This is a genomic window from Burkholderia sp. MSMB0856 (assembly GCF_001524645.2).
In the GTDB taxonomy this organism is placed as follows: Bacteria; Pseudomonadota; Gammaproteobacteria; order Burkholderiales; family Burkholderiaceae; genus Burkholderia; species Burkholderia diffusa.
Genome location: NZ_CP013429.1, coordinates 741628 through 761269 on the forward strand (window position 1 = coordinate 741628; position 19642 = coordinate 761269).

General features: G+C 67.2%; 10 protein-coding genes. 3 read left to right on the plus strand and 7 right to left on the minus strand.

Features of this window, described 5'->3' with window-relative positions; all coding sequences use genetic code 11:
• Positions 1 to 61 precede the first annotated feature (61 nt).
• The 6 genes from uvrA to WS87_RS34630 form a co-directional block, all read right to left on the minus strand.
• Entirely contained in the window at positions 62 to 5965 is a 5904-nt protein-coding gene (gene uvrA, locus WS87_RS32120; protein ID WP_059814737.1) for an excinuclease ABC subunit UvrA, read from the minus strand.
• 203 nt (positions 5966 to 6168) lie between these two features.
• The gene (locus tag WS87_RS32125; RefSeq protein ID WP_107938240.1) at positions 6169 to 7629 is read right to left on the minus strand and encodes an amino acid racemase; all 1461 of its coding nucleotides are present in this window, start codon (positions 7627 to 7629) and stop codon (positions 6169 to 6171) included.
• A complete protein-coding gene (locus tag WS87_RS32130; RefSeq protein WP_059814798.1) occupies positions 7626 to 8900 on the minus strand; it encodes a dicarboxylate/amino acid:cation symporter in 1275 nt (424 codons plus the stop codon). The genes WS87_RS32125 and WS87_RS32130 overlap by 4 nt, the downstream gene beginning before the upstream one ends.
• 182 nt (positions 8901 to 9082) lie before the next feature.
• Positions 9083 to 9997: a LysR substrate-binding domain-containing protein gene (locus tag WS87_RS32135; RefSeq protein ID WP_059814733.1), complete on the minus strand. Its 915-nt coding sequence runs from the start codon at positions 9995 to 9997 to the stop codon at positions 9083 to 9085.
• A gap of 198 nt (positions 9998 to 10195) precedes the next feature.
• Positions 10196 to 10858, minus strand: a complete 663-nt coding sequence (locus tag WS87_RS32140; RefSeq protein WP_059814794.1) for an OmpA family protein — start codon at positions 10856 to 10858, stop codon at positions 10196 to 10198.
• Positions 10859 to 10983: 125 nt separating this feature from the next.
• Entirely contained in the window at positions 10984 to 14979 is a 3996-nt protein-coding gene (locus tag WS87_RS34630; RefSeq protein WP_059814729.1) for a YadA-like family protein, read from the minus strand.
• Between the two features lie 526 nt (positions 14980 to 15505).
• Here WS87_RS34630 and WS87_RS33835 point away from each other — a divergent pair.
• Positions 15506 to 15715, plus strand: a complete 210-nt coding sequence (locus tag WS87_RS33835; RefSeq protein WP_159085735.1) for a hypothetical protein — start codon at positions 15506 to 15508, stop codon at positions 15713 to 15715.
• 164 nt (positions 15716 to 15879) lie between these two features.
• On the opposite strand, the gene WS87_RS33840 is transcribed toward WS87_RS33835, so the two are convergent.
• Positions 15880 to 16260, minus strand: a complete 381-nt coding sequence (locus WS87_RS33840; RefSeq protein WP_159085736.1) for a hypothetical protein — start codon at positions 16258 to 16260, stop codon at positions 15880 to 15882.
• 201 nt (positions 16261 to 16461) lie between these two features.
• Between WS87_RS33840 and WS87_RS32150 the strand changes: the two genes are divergently transcribed.
• Positions 16462 to 17295 carry a response regulator transcription factor gene (locus WS87_RS32150; RefSeq protein WP_059814726.1) on the plus strand — a complete coding sequence of 278 codons (834 nt, stop codon included), beginning with the start codon at positions 16462 to 16464 and terminating at the stop codon, positions 17293 to 17295.
• A complete protein-coding gene (locus WS87_RS32155) occupies positions 17288 to 19621 on the plus strand; it encodes a sensor histidine kinase (RefSeq protein WP_059814789.1) in 2334 nt (777 codons plus the stop codon). Before WS87_RS32150 ends, WS87_RS32155 begins: the two co-directional genes overlap by 8 nt.
• Positions 19622 to 19642 lie beyond the last annotated feature (21 nt).

Sequence of the window (19642 nt, forward strand, 5' to 3'; positions counted from 1 at the left end):
CGTGTAAAAGCGGCCCCGGTGTCTGAGCGGACACCGGGGCCGTTCACATGAAGCACCGCGTTCAACCGACCCGCGCTTCTCCCTGCCGCGCCGCGTCATCGCCTTCCGTCGCCGTTCGCGCCAGCACGGGCTTCAGAGCGTGCCCGGTATGGCTCGCCCTCACCTGCGCGAGCCCTTCGGGCGGCGCCGCCGCGACGATCGTGCCGCCGCCCACGCCGCCTTCCGGGCCGAGATCGATGATCCAGTCGGCTTCCGCGATCACGTCGAGGTCGTGCTCGATCACGACCACGCTGTGCCCGCCGTCGACCAGCCGGTGCAGCACGCGGATCAGCTTCGCGACGTCGGCCATGTGCAGACCGACCGTCGGCTCGTCGAGCACGTAGAGCGTATGCGGCGCCTTCTGGCCGCGCCGCGTGATGTCGTCGCGCACCTTCGTGAGCTCGGTGACGAGCTTGATGCGCTGCGCCTCGCCGCCGGACAGCGTCGGCGACGGCTGGCCGAGCGTCAGGTAGCCGAGGCCGACGTCCTTCATCAGCTGCAGCGGATGCGCGATGTTGGAAATCGGCGCGAAGAACTCCACCGCTTCGTCGATTTCCATCGTCAGCACGTCGCCGATGTTCCGGCCGCGCCACGTGACCGCGAGCGTCTCCGGATTGAAGCGCTGCCCGTGGCACACGTCGCACGGCACCTTCACGTCGGGCAGGAAGCTCATTCCGATCGTGCGCACGCCTTGCCCTTCGCAGGCCGGGCACCGCCCGTCGCCGGTGTTGAACGAGAAACGCGACGCCGTGTAGCCGCGCGCACGCGCTTCCAGCGTATCGGCGAACAGCTTGCGGATCGTGTCCCACACGCCGATATAGGTGGCCGGGCACGAGCGCGGCGTCTTGCCAATCGGCGTCTGGTCGACTTCGAGCACGCGGTCGATCCGTTCCCAGCCGCTCAGCGACTCGCAGCCCTGCCACGCATGCGTGACGTTCAGCGACGGCCGCGGCGCGCTGCGCGCGAGCACGCTCGAGCGGCGGTTCGTGGCCGGCGCATCCTGCTGCGCGGCCTTGCGTGCGCGCCGCGTGGCCGGCGACGACAGCACCGAGCGGCCCACCGCATCGAGCAGGTTCGTCATCAGCACGTCGCGCGCGAGCGTCGACTTGCCCGAACCGCTGACGCCCGTCACCGCGACGAGCCGCGCGAGCGGAATGCCGACGGTGACGTCGCGCAGGTTGTGCAGCGTCGCGCCGTGCACGGTCAGCCAGCCCTCCGGCACTGCCGGCGCACCCTGCTTGCCCGGCAGGCTCACCGCGCGGCGCGGTTGTAGCGGGTGCGTCATCGGATGCGCGAGCAGGCGCCCCGTCACCGAGTCCGGCCGCGCGGCCAGATCGGCGACCGCGCCCTCGGCGACCAGCGTGCCGCCGCGCTTGCCGGCGCCCGGGCCCACGTCGATGATGTGATCGGCGCGGCGAATCGTGTCCTCGTCGTGCTCGACGACGACGAGCGTGTTGCCCTTGTCGCCGAGCTTGCGCAGTGCATCCAGCAGGATCTGGTTGTCGCGCGGATGCAGGCCGATCGTCGGCTCGTCGAGCACGTAGCACACGCCTTGCAGGTTGCTGCCGAGCTGCGCCGCAAGCCGGATGCGCTGCGCTTCGCCGCCCGACAGGCTCGGCGCAGCGCGATCGAGGCTCAGGTAGCCGAGCCCGACTTCCTCGAGAAACGCGAGGCGGCTGCCGATCTCGCTGACGATGTCGCGCGCGATCTGCGCGTCGCGCCCCGTCAGCTCCAGCGCGTCGATCCAGCGGCGCGTATCGGACACCGTCCACTGCGCGACCTCGACGATCGGATGCGCATCGAACGTGACCGCACGCGCGGACGGGTTCAGGCGCGTGCCGCTGCAATCCGGGCACGGCTCGTTGCCGACGCCTTCCGGTTCCTGCTCGTCCGACGGCAGAGTCTGCTCGCGGCCGCGATCGTCCCCGGCGAGCACCGTGTCGTCATACGCGGCGCGCTGTTCGCGCGTGAGCGTGACGCCCGTGCCGACGCAGGTCGTGCACCAGCCGTGCTTGCTGTTGTACGAGAACATCCGCGGATCGAGTTCCGGGTAGCTCGTGCCGCACACCGGGCACGCGCGCTTGACCGACAGCACCTTGATCTCGCCGACGCGCGCGGTTGAGCGATCGTTCTGCATCGCGTGGTGCAGCCCGTCGAGCGGCGCGAGCAGGTGCATCACGCCCTTGCCGAGCTCGAGCGTCTCGTCGAGCACGCGCCGCAACTCGGCCTCGTTGTCCGGCGACACGACGATGTCGGCCACCGGCAATTCGATCGTGTGCTCGCGGAAGCGATCGAGCTTCGGCCACGGATCGACCGTCACGAACTCGCCGTCGACACGCAGATGCGTGCTGCCGCGCGCCTTCGCCCACTTCGCGAGATCGGTATACACACCCTTGCGGTTGATGACGAGCGGCGCGAGCATCCCGACGTGCTCGCCGCGATGGTCGCGCAGCAACTGCGCGGCGATCGATTCGACGGTTTGCGACGTGACGGGCGTGCCGTCGTGGATGCAATGCTGCAGGCCGAGCTTCACGTACAGCAGCCGCAGGAAGTGCCAGACTTCGGACGTGGTCGCGACCGTGCTCTTGCGGCCGCCGCGCGACAGCCGCTGCTCGATCGCCACCGTCGGCGGAATGCCGTACACGGCGTCGACCTCCGGCCGCCCGGCCGGCTGCACGATCGAGCGCGCATACGCGTTCAGCGATTCGAGGTAGCGGCGCTGGCCTTCATGGAACAGGATGTCGAACGCGAGCGTCGACTTGCCGGAACCCGACACGCCGGTGATCACGTTGAACTTGCCGTGCGGGATGTCGACGTCGAGCGCCTTCAGATTGTGCTCGCGCGCATTGACGATCCGCACGACGTCCTCGCCCTCGATCGCGCGCCGCTCGCGGGCGGCGTTCAGCACGGCCTGCAGCGGCACGCCTTCGTCGGCGAGCGCGGCTTCGCCGTCCATCGCGCGGTCGTACTGCAGCAGCGCGACGCCGGTATGCGATTGCGCGCATGCCTTCACGTCGTCGGGCGTGCCCGCGCACAGCACGAGGCCGCCGCCGTCGCCGCCCTCCGGACCGAGATCGATCAGCCAGTCGGCCGCGCGGATCACGTCGAGGTTGTGCTCGATCACGATCAGCGAATGACCGGCCGCGAGCAGCTTGCCGAACGCCTGCATCAGCTTCGCGATGTCGTCGAAGTGCAGCCCGGTCGTCGGTTCGTCAAACATGAACAGCTTCGCACGCGCGATGCGCGCCTCCTCGCTCGCGACCCGGCGCCCGCCCGCGGCGGCCGCCGATTCGGCGAGGAAGCCGGCCAGCTTCAGCCGCTGCGCTTCGCCGCCGGACAGCGTCGGCACCGGCTGGCCGAGCTTCACGTATTCGAGGCCGACGTCGACGATCGGTTGCAGCACGCGCAGCACCTCGGCATCGGTCGCGAAGAACGCCGCCGCTTCGCTGACGGTCAGGTCGAGCACGTCGGCGATGTTCAGCGCGCGGCCGTCGCGCTCGATGCGCACTTCGAGAATCTCGGCGCGGTAGCGGCTGCCGTCGCAATCCGGGCAGCGCAGATAGACGTCGCTCAGGAACTGCATCTCGATGTGCTCGAAGCCCGAGCCGCCGCAGGTCGGGCAACGGCCGTCGCCCGAGTTGAAGCTGAACGTGCCGGCGCCGTAGCCGCGTTGCAGCGCGAGCGGCGCCTTCGCGAACAGCTTGCGGATCTCGTCGAACGCGCCGACGTAGCTGGCCGGGTTCGAACGCGTGGTCTTGCCGATCGGCGACTGATCGACGAACACGACGTCGCCGACCTGATCGGCACCCGTGAGATTGCGGAACGCGCCCGGCGACTCGGTCGCCTTGCCGTGGTGGCGCGCCATCGCCGGATAGAGCACGTCCTGCAGCAGCGTCGACTTGCCGGAACCCGACACGCCCGTCACGCACACGAGCCGCTGCAGCGGAATCTCGACCGTCACGTCGCGCAGGTTGTGCTCGGTCGCGCCTTCGAGCACGATGCGCGGCGTGTTCGCGTCCACCGGGCGGCGCGCCCAGTTCGACGCATGCGCGACGTGCTTGCGGCCGCCGAGATACTCGCCAGTCAGCGTGTGCGCGGAGCGGATGTCGCCCGGCGTGCCGTCGTAGACGATCGTGCCGCCGCGCTCGCCGGGGCCCGGACCCATGTCGATCAGCCGGTCGGCTGCGAGCATCACCGACGGATCGTGCTCGACGACCACCAGCGTATTGCCCGCGTCGCGCAGCCGCTGCATCGCCTCGACGATCCGCGTGAGGTCGCGCGGATGCAGGCCGATGCTCGGCTCGTCGAGCACGAACAGCGTTTTGGTCAGCGACGTGCCGAGCGCCGTGGTCAGGTTGATCCGCTGCACCTCGCCGCCCGACAGCGTGCGGCTTTGCCGGTCGAGCGTCAGGTAGCCGAGCCCCACGTCGCACAGGTATTTGAGGCGCGTGCGCACCTCGGCGAGCAGCAGCTTCAAGGCATCGTCGAGCAGCGCGCTCGGCAGCGTGATCTCGTCGAAGAAGCGGCGAATGCGCTCGATCGGCAGCAGCATCAGGTCGTGCACCGTCAGGCCCGGCAGCGCCTCGAGCTGTGCGCGCGTCCAGTCGACGCCGCGCGGCATGAAGCGATTCGCGGGCGCGAGCACGGTATCGGCGTTCGCCTTCGAGCCGAGCCGCCACTGCAGCGATTCGGTCTTCAGGCGCGCGCCGCCGCAGACCTCGCACGGCGTGTAGCTGCGGTACTTCGACAGCAGCACGCGGATATGCATCTTGTACGCTTTCGATTCGAGATAGCCGAAGAAGCGTTTCACGCCGTACCACTGGCTCTGCCACTTGCCATTCCAGTCCGGCGAGCCGTTGATCACCCAGTCGCGCTCGGCGTCGGTCAGGTCGGACCACGGCGTATCGCGGCGGATGTCCGCCTTCGCCGCGTAGCGCATCAGGTCGTCCTGGCACTCCTTCCATGCGGGCGTCTGCATCGGCTTGATCGCGCCGCCGCGCAGCGTCTTGCGCGCGTCGGGAATCACCAGGCCGAGATCGACGCCGATCACGCGGCCGAAGCCGCGGCAGGTCTCGCATGCGCCGTATGCCGAGTTGAACGAGAACAGCGCCGCTTGCGGCTCCGCGTAGCGCAGGTCGCTGTCGGGGTCGTGCAGCCCGGTGGAGAAACGCCACACCTGCGGCTCAACGGGCGCAGCAAGCGCGTTTTCCGCTTCCGGCGCGAGCACGTAGACGTTCACGCGGCCGCCGCCGCGCTTGAGCGACGCCTCGATCGCCTCGACCACGCGCACCTTGTCGGCCTGCTGCACGCGGAAGCGGTCGGCCACCACGTCGAGCAGCTTGCGCGGGCCCGTGGGCGACGCGACTTCGCGCTGCGCCTGCACGCGCGTGTAGCCGCTCGCGGACAGCCACTGCGCGACTTCATCCTCGGACGCGCTTTCCGGCAGCTCGACCGGGAACGTGACGACGACGCGCGGATCGTCGGCGCGCGTGCGCTCGACGAGTTCCGCGTAGATCGTCTCCGGCGTGTCGTGCCGCACCTGCCGCGCGGTCTGGCGGTCGAACAGCTCGGCCGCGCGCGCGTACAGCAGCTTCAGGTGATCGTTGAGCTCGGTCATCGTGCCGACGGTCGAGCGCGAACTGCGGACCGGGTTGGTCTGGTCGATCGCGATCGCGGGCGGCACGCCGTCGACGCGCTCGACCTGCGGGCGGTCCATCCGGTCGAGGAACTGCCGCGCATACGCGCTGAACGTCTCGACGTAGCGCCGCTGGCCTTCCGCGTACAGCGTGTCGAACACGAGGCTCGACTTGCCGGAGCCCGATGGCCCGGTGACGACCGTCATTTCGCCGGTGCGCAGGTCGAGATCGAGGTTCTTGAGGTTGTGCTGACGTGCTCCGCGAATGCGGATCAGATTGCTGGATGACAATTTGCCTGCCCGTCTGAGTGAGTTAGCCGGAATTCACGGTGCCGGAACGCTGCGGCGGATGCCCGCAGGCGCGGCGCACGTGCCGCACGGGTCATGCCCGCGCCGCTCGAGTTCGCCGGATACTATACTGTATATTCATACAGTTTTCCACGAGCAGGCGGGGCAACACGATCCGTCGGTGTCGGCCACGGGCTCGATGCGCTTCAGCCGCCACCCGCCGTCGCATGGGCGACGCACGTGCGGGCGAGCACGTCGGTCGGGTCGACGAGCGTCGCCCGATGCCCGTTCCGCGCGACATATTCACCACCCGGAAGCAGGATCGGCAATTCCGTGCAGCCGAGCACGATCACGCGCACGCCCTCGGCCATCAGCGCCTCGATGGCGGCACCGATATCGTCCTGGCACTGCCCGGTCGTGAAGCCGGCCTTGACGCCCTGCCTCCCGTAAATCGCTTCCATCACGCGCGCCTGCAACGCGGGCTTCGGCGCGACTTGCCGGAGTCCTTGCGACGCCAGCGCCTTCTCGTAGACACCGCTTTCGATCGTGCCGGTCGTCGCGAGCACGCCGACCTCCCTCAGCGCCGGATACGTGTCGCGCAGGTGAGCAACCGTGACCGTCAGCATGTTGACGATCGGAATGCCGAGGTACGGCTGAATCCGCTCGACGAATGCATGCGCGGTGTTGCACGGAATCGCGATGACGTCGGCATCGCCGTCCTCGAGCTTCTTGCAGGTCGCGTACAACGAGATCGTCGGGTCCGCGCCGGTGCCCACCAGGTTCTCGGTGCGATCGGGAATCTGCGGATTCTGTTCGACCAGCAGCTTGACGTGCTCCTGATCGCGCGCCGCCGGCGTGTTGCGCACGATCTTGTCCAGGAAATCGACCGTCGCGGCCGGCCCGACGCCGCCGACCACGCCGATCTTGAACGTCGCCGCGCGCGCCCCCGACTGCCCGGTCACCGCGTACTGCGCATACGCCAGGTTCGAATCCACGAGCGGCACGCGCTGCGGGCCGATTTCATCCGCGACCAGCGCGATCTCGGTCAGGCCGGGGACGATGACCTGCACGCCCTGATCGGCAAGATCCGCGCACGCGCGGCGCAGCAGCTCGACCGGCCGGCCGCGAAGATTGCCGCGCTTGATGCCATCGGCGCCGTAGATGGCTTCGGTCACGAGGTCGATCCCGTCGTGCATCCGCGGATGGACGATTTCGAACCGAGGCGACGGGAAATACGCGTCGAAGAGTCGCTTGTCCCGCACGTAGTCGGACGCCAGCACGCCGATGCGCGTCGCGTCGGGATACTTGCGCCGCACGTGGCTGCGCACGGCCTCGACGATATCCACGATCGGCAGGCGCGTATTCGCCTTCAGCTCGTCGATGAACGTATGGCTCAGAAAGCACGGCAGCACGACCGTCGTCACGCCGCGCTTCTCGAACGCGCGGATCATGTCGAACACGTACAGCTTGCGTTCGATGGTCGCCGCGCTGCCCGATCCCGAGCCCTTGAACGGATACTGCTCGAAAATCATTTCGGCGTGCTCCTCGTCGGACGACGCAGGCGTCGCCTTCACCATCTTGAAGAACACGTCGGCGCTTCCCAGCGGCCCGAGACCGCCGACGATGCCGAATTTCCGCCTCGCATTCACGATATCCGCGTGCATCATGCGTTCAGCTCCGGCTGCTCGAATACGGCGTCTTGCGATTTCGCGGACCGCCGGCTCTCCCACTTCGCGATCACCGCCGTCGCGACGCTGTTGCCGATCACGTTCGTCATCGTGCGGCCCATGTCGAGGATCTGGTCGATCGCGAGAACCATCGCGACGCCGGCCACCGGCAGATGGAACATCGGCGCGACCGCCGCGACCACGACCACCGAGCCGCGCGGCACGCTCGCCATCCCCTTGCTGCTCAACATCAGCACCAGCAACATGAACACCTGCTCCGACAGCGGCATGTGCACGCCGAACGCCTGCGCGATGAAGATGGCGGCAAACGCCTGATACATCATCGAACCGTCGAGGTTGAACGCGTAACCGAGCGGCAGCGTGAAGCCCACCACCTTCTTGTCGACGCCGAACCGTTCGAGCTGCTCGGTCAGGCGCGGATAGGCGGCCTCGCTGCTGGCGGTCGAGAACGCGATCAGCGCGGGTTCGCGCACGCCCTTCAGCAGGCACCCGACGCGCCGTCCGAGAAACGCGTAGCCGACGCCAATCAGGATCGCCCACAGGACGAGCAGGCCGAGATAGAACGCGCCGATCAGCTTCCCATACGTGTAGATCACATCGAGCCCGCGCAGCGTGACCGACGACGCGATCGCGCCGAACACGCCGAGCGGCGCCGCGCGCATCACGTAGTTCGTCAGGCGCAGCATCACCGGCACCATCCCGTCGATCGACCGGATCACGACGCCGACCCGCTTGTCGTGCTTCAGCGCACTCAGCGCGATGCCGAGGAAGACCGAGAACACCAGGATCTGCAGGATGTCGTTGCGCGCCATCGCGTCGAGCAGGCTGGTCGGGAACGCATGCGTGATCACGTCCCGGGCGTTCAGTGCGGCGGTGTTCAGTCCGGTGCCGACCTCGCCCGCGCCCGCCGTGAGGTTCAGGCCGGCGCCAGGCTGCAGCGCATTGGCCATGACGAGGCCGAGGCTCAACGAAATCAGCGACGCGCAGACGAACCACCCGATCGAGCGCAGGCCGATGCGGCCGACGTCTTCGCCGCTATCCATGCCGGCGAGGCCGGACACGAGCGTCACGAACACCAGCGGCGCGATGATCATCTTGATCAGGCGCAGGAAGATGTCGGTGACGATCGAGAAATAGCCGGCGATCGTCTTGAGCGTTGCCGGGTCCGCGATATTGGCGTGACACGCATAGCCGGCGACGACACCGAGGATCATGCCGACTGCGATGCTGAAGGTAAGGCGATTTTTCATGTCCATTCGTCCTTGGATGGCACCCGGCCGTGGGAATGCGGCGAGCGCTGCGAAGAAGGCCGTGCGACGCGGATCACGCGTCACATGTGCCGTTGGAACGAATGGTAGGGACGGCCGGAAAAACCGTGATGCCGGTGCAACATGGCGGTATGCGAGTCCCGCATAAGGCGGGAAAACCCTGCTCAGCCGAGGCGGGAAGGCGCCGCGCGCAGGTGCTGCCAGAGCGTGTCGAGGAATTCGCTGCGATTGGACACGTCGCGATATACGCGCAGTTCGATTTCCAGGTTCCACACCGCCGGGCCTGCCGGGACGAGGTCGCCGGCCGCCAGTTCGGCGGCGATCGCGCTGCGGGGCAGCCACGCGACGCCCTCGCCTTCCATCACGAGCTTCTTCAGTACCTCGGCCATGTCGGATTCGTAATGCAGCTGCAAGGCCGGCGCGTCCGGCGCACGGCCGAGCAGCAGTGCGAGACACCGGCCGAAATAGCTGGTTTCCGTATAGGAAATCAGCGGCAGCGGATTCTGCTTCGTGCCGGGAAGCCGGAACGCCGGCGCCGATCGCCGGTTCGGCCGGCACGCCGGCATCAACGTGTCGATGCCGACGGTCAGGTGCTCGTACTTCGCCGGATCGAGATGGAGCGGAAGCTCGGGATGGTGGTACGCGAACATCAACTCGCAGTTGCCGTTGACGAGCATCAGGATCGAGTCGTGGACATTGGTCGGAATGACGCGCGCCCGCACTTCGCCGAAATGCGGGGCGAGCGCCTTGAGCCAGGCCGGCAGGAAACTCAGCGCGATCGTGTGGCCCGCGGCAATCTGCAGGCTCTTGCCGCCGATCCGTTGCTCGGTGCGGATGATGGCGCGCGTGTCGTAAAGGCGGTTGACCACGTCCTCGGCCGTTTCGCGAAACAGGCGCCCCGCCGGCGTCAGCACCGGCGGAAAGCTGCTGCGGTCGATCAGTTCGGCGCCGATCCATTGCTCGAGCGACTGGATGCGGCGGCTGAAACCCGATTGCGTGACGTTGCGGAATTCAGCCGCGCGGGAAAAGCTTTGGTATTGCGCGAGCGCGAGGAAATCCTCGATCCATTTGATTTCCATGGTGGCCTTGGAGAGTCGCGGGTGGAGCGGTTTGCTCGCCACCTACGTGATGGCGAAGCGCGTGCCGACGGACGCCTCCATTGTATGTGCTCGATTCGGCGGCGGTTCCTGCCTCCTCGGCCCATTTCCGCGACGAGCGCTGCTGCCGCAAGCGAGCCATCCGGTTTCGACGGCCACGCCCGCGGCAACCCGCGCGCCTTACCTCTGCAACGAGATTTCCACCCGGCGATTGCGCGCCCGTCCCTCGGCCGTATCGTTCGAGGCGGCCGGATCGGCTTCGCCGTGCCCGGTCGCTTCAAACGAATCCGCCTTCAGTCCGCGCTCTCGCAAATACGCGGCGACCGCATTGGCGCGGTGCTTCGACAGCGCCTGGTTGTGCGCATCCGGGCCGGTCGCATCGGTATAGCCGTCCACTTCGACACGCGAGAAATGCCTGTCGCCTTGCCGGTTCAGCAAGGTGTCGAGCTCCGCACGCGCGGCCGGCGAGAGCACCGCGGAGTCGGTCGCGAAGTACGCATCGCCGGTGAGGCTCACTTTCTCGACCGGGGCAGGTGCCGGTGCAACGGCCGCGGCAGCCGGCGCGGGTGCCGCGCCGCACTGGAACGCGATCGAGTGCGGATCGGCGCCGTCGCGGAACGGCGTCGTGGAATCGACCAGGCGCACGGGCTCGTTGCCGCACATGCGCGTCGCGACCTTCATGCAGGTCTTCGCGGTCGACAGGATGCCGTGGCAGTCGACCTGGAACGTCCGGATACCGTTTCGCGACTGCAATTCGTATGCGTTGTACGTCGGCCCCGACGCGCTCGAACAGGCTGCGAGGGACACGACGGACGCCAGCAAGGCAAGATGGATGTTTTTCACTTGAGGACTCCGAAAATGCGTTGGGCACGGCGCGTGCGGCGCGATGGCGCGGCCGCATGCGCATGCGTTTGCGTTCGGCGCGATCCGCTCCGGCAACGCGTGCCGGAACGAACCGCCGCGCGCGATCACTTCCACTGATACAGCATGCCCGCGCCGACGACGCGCTGGCTGCCGGCGAAACCGCCGTTCAGCGTCGCCTTCAGGTTCTCCGTGATGCGCGCCTGCATGCCGACCGCCATGGCCTTCTGGCCCTGGAACGACGCCGTGCCGACACCCATCGCGAAGTTCGAATCGCGGTCCATGTGCGGGATCGACGCCATCGCGGCGGTCGCGGCGATCCCCTCGCGCGCCATCGAATCGGTCTGCTGGATCTGCTGCTGCATCTGCGTGAGCTGGTTGTTGACCGTGTTCAGCGACTGCGTGAACTGGTTCGATACCGCATTCAGCTGGTTCACGTTCACCGCGTCGGTGCCCTGCGTGCCCGCCGCGACGTTGACGACTTGCCGCGCCGAATCCGCCGAGCCGACCGCGACGACGTTCGAGCGGCCGCCGTCGTTGCTGCCCGTGCCGACCGCCGCCGAATTGCTGCCCGACGAAGTCGCCCCGACGCCGATCGCGGTCGAGCCGCTGCCGGACGCCGTCGACCCGTTGCCGACGGCCGTGCTGTTCGACCCGGAAGCCACCGCGCCCGAGCCGCCGGCCGACGAGTTCGAGCCTGACGGCCCCGGCGGCACGTTGCCGCCGGACGGGTTCGACGTGTAGGAACCGCCGAGGTTGGTCGTGCGCTTGTCGATGAGTGTCGTCAGTTGGTTCGCGACCGAGTCGAGCTGTGACACGTTCACCGCGTCCGTGCCGTTCTTGCCGGCAGCGAGCCCCGTGATCTGCCGGTTGCCGACGTTCACTTCGCCGGCCGACGACTGCGGGCTGCTCAGGCCGTACGCGACGTAGTTCGTCAGCGCGCCGACCGTGGTCAGCGAACCGGCGCCCAGCGCGACGCTGTTGGCGAACGTCGCCGACGCGCCTGCGCCGAGCGCGAGGGCGTCGGTCGCGTTGCTGTGCGCACCGGAACCGAGCGCGACGCTGCCCACGCTGACCGCCGCCGCATTCGCGCCCTGCGCGACGGACTGCGCGCCGGTCGCCGTCGCGCCGCTGCCGAGTGCGATCGCGTCGGCCTGCGCGGAACTCGCCGCCTGCCCGATCGCGATCCCGCCCGGCGCGGTCGCATCGACGATCGCGCCGTTGCCGATGCCGACGCCGTTGTCGCCGTTGACGACCGTCGTCGGCCCCACCGCGACCGATTCCGCGCCGACGGCGAGCGAATCCGCCGCCGTCGAATTCGCGTGGAAGTATTTCTGGCCCGTGACCGCGAACGACTGCAATGCGCCGGCAAGCTGCCGCACCGTGACCGCGTCTTGCTGGCCCGTGCCGTCCGCGACGTTGGTGATCTGGCGATACGTCCTGCTGGTCGCGTCGCCGACCGACACCGCGCCGAGCAGCGTCTGGTCCGTCGTGTTGAACGGGATCGACGCGGTGCCGTTGCGGATGGTCCCGGACGCCGGTACCGTCGCGCGGTCGGCCACCGAACCCGAGCCGAGCGCGATGCTGCCGTCGACCCGCGAAATGGCATTCGGCCCGATCGCCACGCTGTCGACGCCGAGCGCCTGGCTGTCCGGCGCGGTCGAGTTCGCGTGGAAGTACTTGATGCCGTGGGCGTTGATGTTGTCGACCGCGGAACCGACGTTGTTGTTGATCGTCGTCGAGCCGTCGCTGTTGTACGTCACGTACGACGGCGCCGAGATCGTGCCGGTCGTCAGATCGTAGGTGGCCCCGCCGCCGATCGCGCCGGCCGTGCTGTTGCCGAGGTTGGTGTTGTTGTTCACGATGGAGCTCAAGCCCGTCGACAGTGATCCGATGCTCGTCGAAGTGGCAGTCGACAGCGACGTCAGGTTGCTGTTCGTGCTCGACAGGCCGGTCGACAGCGAGCCGATGGTGGTCGACGTCGAGGTCGACAGCGACGTGATCGCGCTGTTCGTCGAGCTCAGGCCCGTCGACAGTGATCCGATGCTCGTCGAGGTGGCGGTCGACAGCGAGCTCAGATTGCTGTTCGTCGAACTCAAGCCGGTGGACAGAGAACCGACGATGGTCGAGGTCGACGTCGACAGCGACGTGATCGAACTGTTGGTCGAACTCAGGCCGGTCGACAGCGAGCTGATGCCCGTCGACGTGGAGGTCGACAGGGACGCGACAGAACTGTTCGTCGAACTCAGGCCCGTGGAAAGCGAACTGATACCGGTCGAGGTCGACGTGGACAACGACGTGATCGCACTGTTCGCCGACGACAAGCCCGTCGACGTGGAGGTGGACAAGGACGTGATGCTCGACAGCGTCGACGCCAACAGCGACGTCACCGCCTGGTTCGTCGCATCGAGCTGCGACCCGTTGATCGCGTCCGTGCTCGACGAACTGATCCGCCCGGCCGCGACGTTGGTGATCTGACGCTCGCTGCCCGCCGCGCCGACGCTGACGACGCTGGTCGGATTGATGCCGTTGAAGCTGTACGTGACGCCGCCGATCGTCGCGGTCGCCGTCGGATTCGGCGCGGCCGTCACCGAGCCGGAACCGAGCGCGACATCGTTGACGTTGTTCGCCACGGCCGACGCGCCAAACGCCACCGCGCCCGCCGCTGCCGCCGTCGACGTATTGCCGAGCGTGAGGGAGCCGACGCCCTGCGCGTTGTTCGAATTGCCGATCGCCACCGCGCCGTTGCCGTTCGCGGTGTTGTTCGAGCCCATCGTCACCGCGCCGGTGCCGATCGCGGTGCTCGGATCGCCGATCGCGACCGCGCCGTTGCCGCTCACCGTCTGGCCTTCGCCGAGCGCGACGGCGCCGGTGCCGCTCAGGACCTGCGAGTTGTTCCCGCCGGCGATCGAGCCCGCGCCCGCCGCTGCCGCGACGGAGTTGCTGGCGCCGATTGCGACCGTGGCACCCGCCGCCGCCACGCTATTGATGCCGATCGCCGTCGCATTCACGGCAGACGCCGTCGCGCCGGCGCCCAGTGCGGTGCCCGATATGCCCGTCGCGAGCGCGAGATTGCCGAGCGCGACGCCGAACTGCTGCGTCGCGGTCGACTGCACGCCCATCGCGATCGAGCTGAGGCCCGACGCATTCGCGTTCAGGCCGAACGCCAGCGCATTGTCGGCGCCCGCCGAGGTATTCGAGCCCATCGCGATCGAACTGGTGCCGAGCGACTGCGTGCCCGATCCCGGCACGCCTGCGGTGCCGCCCCAGCCGATGGCGATCGACGACGTGCCCTTCGCGCCGCTGTTCACGCCCATTGCCACGGCCGAATTGCCGGAAGCGAGCGACCCGCTGCCCACGGCTACCCCGGCCGCGCCCGAACTCGTCGACTGATTCCCGAGCGAGACGGAGCCCGTATTCGTGGCATTCGACGAAAAACCGAGCGCGACGGCTTGCGCCCCCGACGCGACCGATCCGAGACCGAGCGCGGCCGCGTATTGACCGGAGGCCGTCGCATTGTTCCCGAGCCCGATCGCGGATACGCCGATCGCCGCCGCACCGCTGCCGATCGCCACCGAGCCGCTTTGGGTCGAGCTCGACAGATTGCCGAGAGCGACCGAATAGTTGCCGGATCCGATCGCCTGCACGCCCATCGCCACGCTGTTGACGCCGGTTGCCTGAGAATTGATGCCGACGGATGTCGAACCGTCGGCAATGGCGTGCGCGCCGGGGCCGATCGCCGTGGCAGAAACGCCCGTCGCCGTGGACAGGTTGCCGAACGCGGTGGAATTCACCTGCGTGGCGACCGAACCGTTACCGACGGCCATCGAACTCGCGCCGCCGGTCGCGGAGCCGCCCCCCGCCGAATACTGCGCGTGGGCGCCCGCCTGGAACAAGCCGAGATACGCGGCCGCGACCATCATCGCGATTCGCCGCGGCGACAGCCCCGCCAGCACTGTCGTGCCAGCGCCAGCGTCCGGTGCCGCATGCGCATCCGCACTTCTCGACGACACCACGCGCTTGCCGCGCGCGCGATCGAGCTCGGACGCCGCGACCCACGCCCCCAATGCTTCGTTCCAGATCGACTTGAACGACTTGTTCATCTCGTTTTCCCTCGGGTTTCGTGTGCTGAATCACGCGACAGCGAATGCGACGGCAAACGAAGCGCGCATCCACGCACGCGCGCTCGTTACCTCGCCTCGCTCCGTTACTTCACTTCGTACCGCTAACTTGATTGCGAACGGCCCCGCACGACACTCGCGACCGCTGTCGCGATCGCACGACCGCACACCGCTCGTGCCAATCGGACACGCGGCGCGACGACGATCGCGGGTTATCGACTCATGGACGCCGACATCGCTGGGCCAGGCGACGGCGCGACGCGCCCCGCGCCCGCGAAACGAACGCGTGCGGACACCGTCGCGCCGGACCCGCGGCGACGTCGAATCTCATGAGGAGGCGTCGTTCAGACGCCGGATGGAAGCAGCCGGCCTGACCTGCAGACCGGCCGCCCTGGTTCATTCGGGAGGCGGATGCCGCCGTGCGGCCCCGGGGGTTGACGCATGCGCCGCAGGATCGCGAACGCTGACAGCCGACACCGGTTCGAGCGAACCGGTGCGTTGATCTGCCATGCCTTTGATGTTCATGTCTTCTCGTGCCTGTCTGATCGACAGCGGTATCGCGCGACCGCCGTTCGAAGGATCGAACTGCCCGGCGATCGACGCGTACCCGCTCACCCCTTTTTACATCCATGCCACCGCCGGACATTCCGGATTTCCGGAAAAACCGTCGACTGACCGGATGACCCCTTCATTCCATTTATCGACTGACTTTCTTTGACGATTTCTTGCTGCTTGATGTGTCAAACTCGCATCGACTTCTGCATTCACCGATGCACCTTGTTACAACGGTACATTCGAAGAATGATGAAGTTTTTATTACCCTCGTGCCGGTCTCCGTCACACCGCTGCAATCCCGGAATATGAGATTGCCAGCATGCAATGTCACATTGAATATTGCGCCCCGAAAAAGGCGGCGACGGCAAAACGTTTGCGGTGAATTCGCTGGTCGTCCAGAACCGATTCCATCCGCCTCCAGCCTAGTGTGCCGGGGTTCGTCAGACCAAACCTTTTCCCGGGCGGAAAAATGCTTTTCCAGAGCGGACGATATTTACATTCATACAAGCCCGCCGGGCTGAAATTTAAATATGAAAGTAACTTGAACGCGCCACCGATACGATTTCCATTACGAGGCAATGAATCGATGAAATCGACCAGAACCGAATTCGGGTATGGAAACGACATAATTCGTTCAAAATCATTATTCGGGCCACGGCATTTTGATAAAGAATCACGCGGCAATAAAAACCGATATTCGATCGGCAATCAGGAAAGTTTTTCCGCTCCCTTTTTCGTCGAACCGTTCGGAGCGGCCATGCGCCCGCTCAGCCGTCTCAGACATGCCCCCACGGACCGCACGGAATCCTCACCGACGACTTTGTTGTCGGCATATAATTTTTCGCAACAATCGTGCACATAGATGCATTGATTCCGACCCCGGCCTACCCTCCCTTCGCGTTCGCAACCATGTCATCCCGCTCGTCCAGTCCGGCGTCGCTCCGCGTCACGCCGGATCTCGTTGGCGCACACATTCTCGTCGTAGATGACCGGCCGAACGACCTGCGGCTCCTGACGGAGATCCTGCGTTCCGCGCGCTGCCGGATCAGCGTCGCGTTCGATGGTCTGCAGGCCTATCACCGTGCGCAGGCGATCGCGCCCGACTTGATCCTGATGGATGTGCGGATGCCGCGCATGGACGGCTTCGCCGCGTGCCGGCTGCTGGCCTCGACGCCGTCGACGCAGAACATTCCCGTCATCATCCTGACTGCCGCGAGCGATCTCGAGGATCGCATCGCGGGGCTGGAAACCGGTGCGCTCGACTACATCGTGAAGCCGTTCGAGCCGGTCGAGGTCATTGCACGGATCCGCAATCATCTGAAACGGGCGCGACGCAGCCAGCCGTTCGCGCACCTGCCCAAGCTGCGCGACCACCCCGACGCCGCGCTGGTGCGCGCGGCAAGCGACATCCTGCTGCGCGAGCTGCGCAACCCGCCCGGGCTCGACGAACTCGCGAGGCAGGTCGGCACGCACGAAAAACGGCTGTCGCGCGTGTTCCGCGATCATCTCGGCCAGACCGTATTCGAATACCTGCGCGACACGCGGCTGCGCGCCGCGAAACACTTTCTCGCCGAGACGTCGATGGGCATCGGCGACATCGCCGAGGAGATCGGCTTCTCGACGCCGGGCAATTTCGCGACGGCGTTTCGCGAACGGTTCGGCATCACGCCGTCGGACTGGCGGCGCCAGCGGCCGACGGTCGACGCTCCGCCGCCGTCGCATGACTGCCCGCGCGATGCATAGGCGTCGCACCTCGGGCTGGCACGCGATCGTGCTGCTGCTGACGGCACTGGTGCTCGCCTGCGCGACACACCGGGCCGCCGCGACGGAAAACCCCGCACAGCTGGACGCCGTCTCGTTGCTCGAGGATCCGGGCGCGCAGTTGTCCGTCGACCAGGCCGCCGCACGACTCGCCGAGCCTCAACGTCGTGCTGCCGCGGCGGCGCGACCGTCGTTCAACATCGAATTCTCACGCTCCGCTTGGTGGGTCGCCGCGACGCTGGTCAACCGCGACCGCGTCGAACAGCCGCTGGTGCTGGCGATCCGCGACGCACGCGTCGACCGCGCCGATTTCTACGTCGGGCACGGCGGCACGTGGACGCTCGCCGGCCGCTTCCCGGCCGACGAAAATGGCATGAGCCGGCCGGCGTCCCGGTATCCGGTGCTCGATGCGACGCTGCGCCCGGGCGAACGGTTGCCCGTCCTGATCCGCATCACGTCGCGCAAGGAACTGCGGCTCGCGCCGAGCGCCTTCACGCGCGACGCATGGCAGGCCCACGAGCTGCACGCGACCATGTGGAACTTCGGCTTTCTCGGCGGGCTGCTCGCGCTCATGTGGTGTGCGCTGCTGATCGGCTTCTTCTCGCGCAGCGGCATGTTCGTCGTGCTGGCGATGCTCGCGTTGAACACGACGCTGTTCGAGGCAACCTACCGCGGCTACACCGCGCTGTATCTGTGGCCCGCCGCGCGCGAATGGTCAGCGCGCGGCGAGGTGATCTTCGTCTACCTGTCGATCGTGTGCTTCATCGCGTTCATCCTGACGGTCGCCCATCGCGAGAAGGCACGCATCCCGTTCCGCGCGATCTACGCGGGGTTCATCACGCTCGAGTGCGCGGGCATCGTCGGGGCCGCATGCGGCGACCTCCTCACGTTTACGTGGTTCTGCCTGCGGCTGAACGCCGTGCTGGCGATCGTGAACCTCACCCTCGCACTGACGCTCGCGATTCGCCGGACGCCGACGGGCCGCGTGATGCTGATCGCGATCGCGTTCGCGAGCTTCAACATGGTGATCCGCATTCTCGATGGCAAGGACGCAATCCCGGCCTGGCTGTTCTGGATCAAGTCCGACATCTACCCAAACCCCGTTATCGCGATCATCGGTCTCGCCACGCACCTGCTCGTGCTGGCCGCGTGGATCAACCACGTGGGCCGTCAGCGCACCGAAGCACGCAAGCGTCTCGAGCAGTGGCAGCTCACCGAACAGGATCGCCTGCGCGACGAAGTCGCGAAGCGCACGGTCGCGCTCAACGACGCGCTGCAACAGGTTCGCATGCACATGCAGCAGAAGATCGAGACGCTCGGCTACGTGAGCCACGACCTGCGCGCGCCGCTGTCGACGATCAACGGCTACGCGAAGCTGCTGCTGCAAGGCGCGACGCGCAGCCAGGCGCGGCTGATCCGCTCGATCGACCGCAGCATCCGCTACCAGCTCACGCTGATCGACGAATTGCTGCAATACACGAAGGCGGAGTTGCAGCCGCTCGGCATTTCGCCGCACGCGACCGACCTGCCCGGCCTGCTGAACGACATCGGCGACTATGCGGTCGCGCTGTGTTCCCAGCAGGACAACCGGTTCGTCCACCGGCCGCTGACGCCGTTGCCGCGCAAGCTGTCGATCGACGGCATTCGACTGCAGCAGGTGCTGCTCAACCTGCTGTCGAACGCGTCGAAGTTCACGCGCGACGGCACGGTCAAGCTGTCGGTCGGCGCGTATCCGGAAGGCGATGCATGGCGGATCGTGTTCGAAGTCGCCGACACCGGAATCGGCATCGACATCGACAAGACCACCGACATCTTCCGTGCATACCAGCAGGTGCAGGCGGTGAACGGCGGCACCGGACTCGGCCTGTTCATCGCGCAGCGGATCGTCGGCGCGATGCACGGCGAGCTGGCCGTGTCGAGCCAGCCGGGCGTCGGCACGTCGTTCACGTTCCAGATCGTGGCGCCCGCGATCGGCCGCGCGATGGTCCCGGCGTCGGCGCTCGTGCGCGCCGCCGAACCCGCCGATCCAACCGGGCCCGTGGCGGACGCACACGCGATGCGCTGTCCGCCTGCCAACGCGCTCGACGAGCTGGCCGTGCTCGCGAGCGAAGGCCGCCTCACCGATATCGAGGAATGGCTCGGACAGCACGCGCATGCACCACGGCATGCCGCGTTCGTGCAGGCAATGCGCGAGCGCCTGGACGCGCTGGATCTGCCGGCGATCGAACGACTCGCCGAGTCGCTGAAGCAGACGGGCATCGTGGATACGTCGTTCGACGTGGAACCGGACATGGCCGGGCCGGCGTGATTGCAACGCACGCGCCGCTGT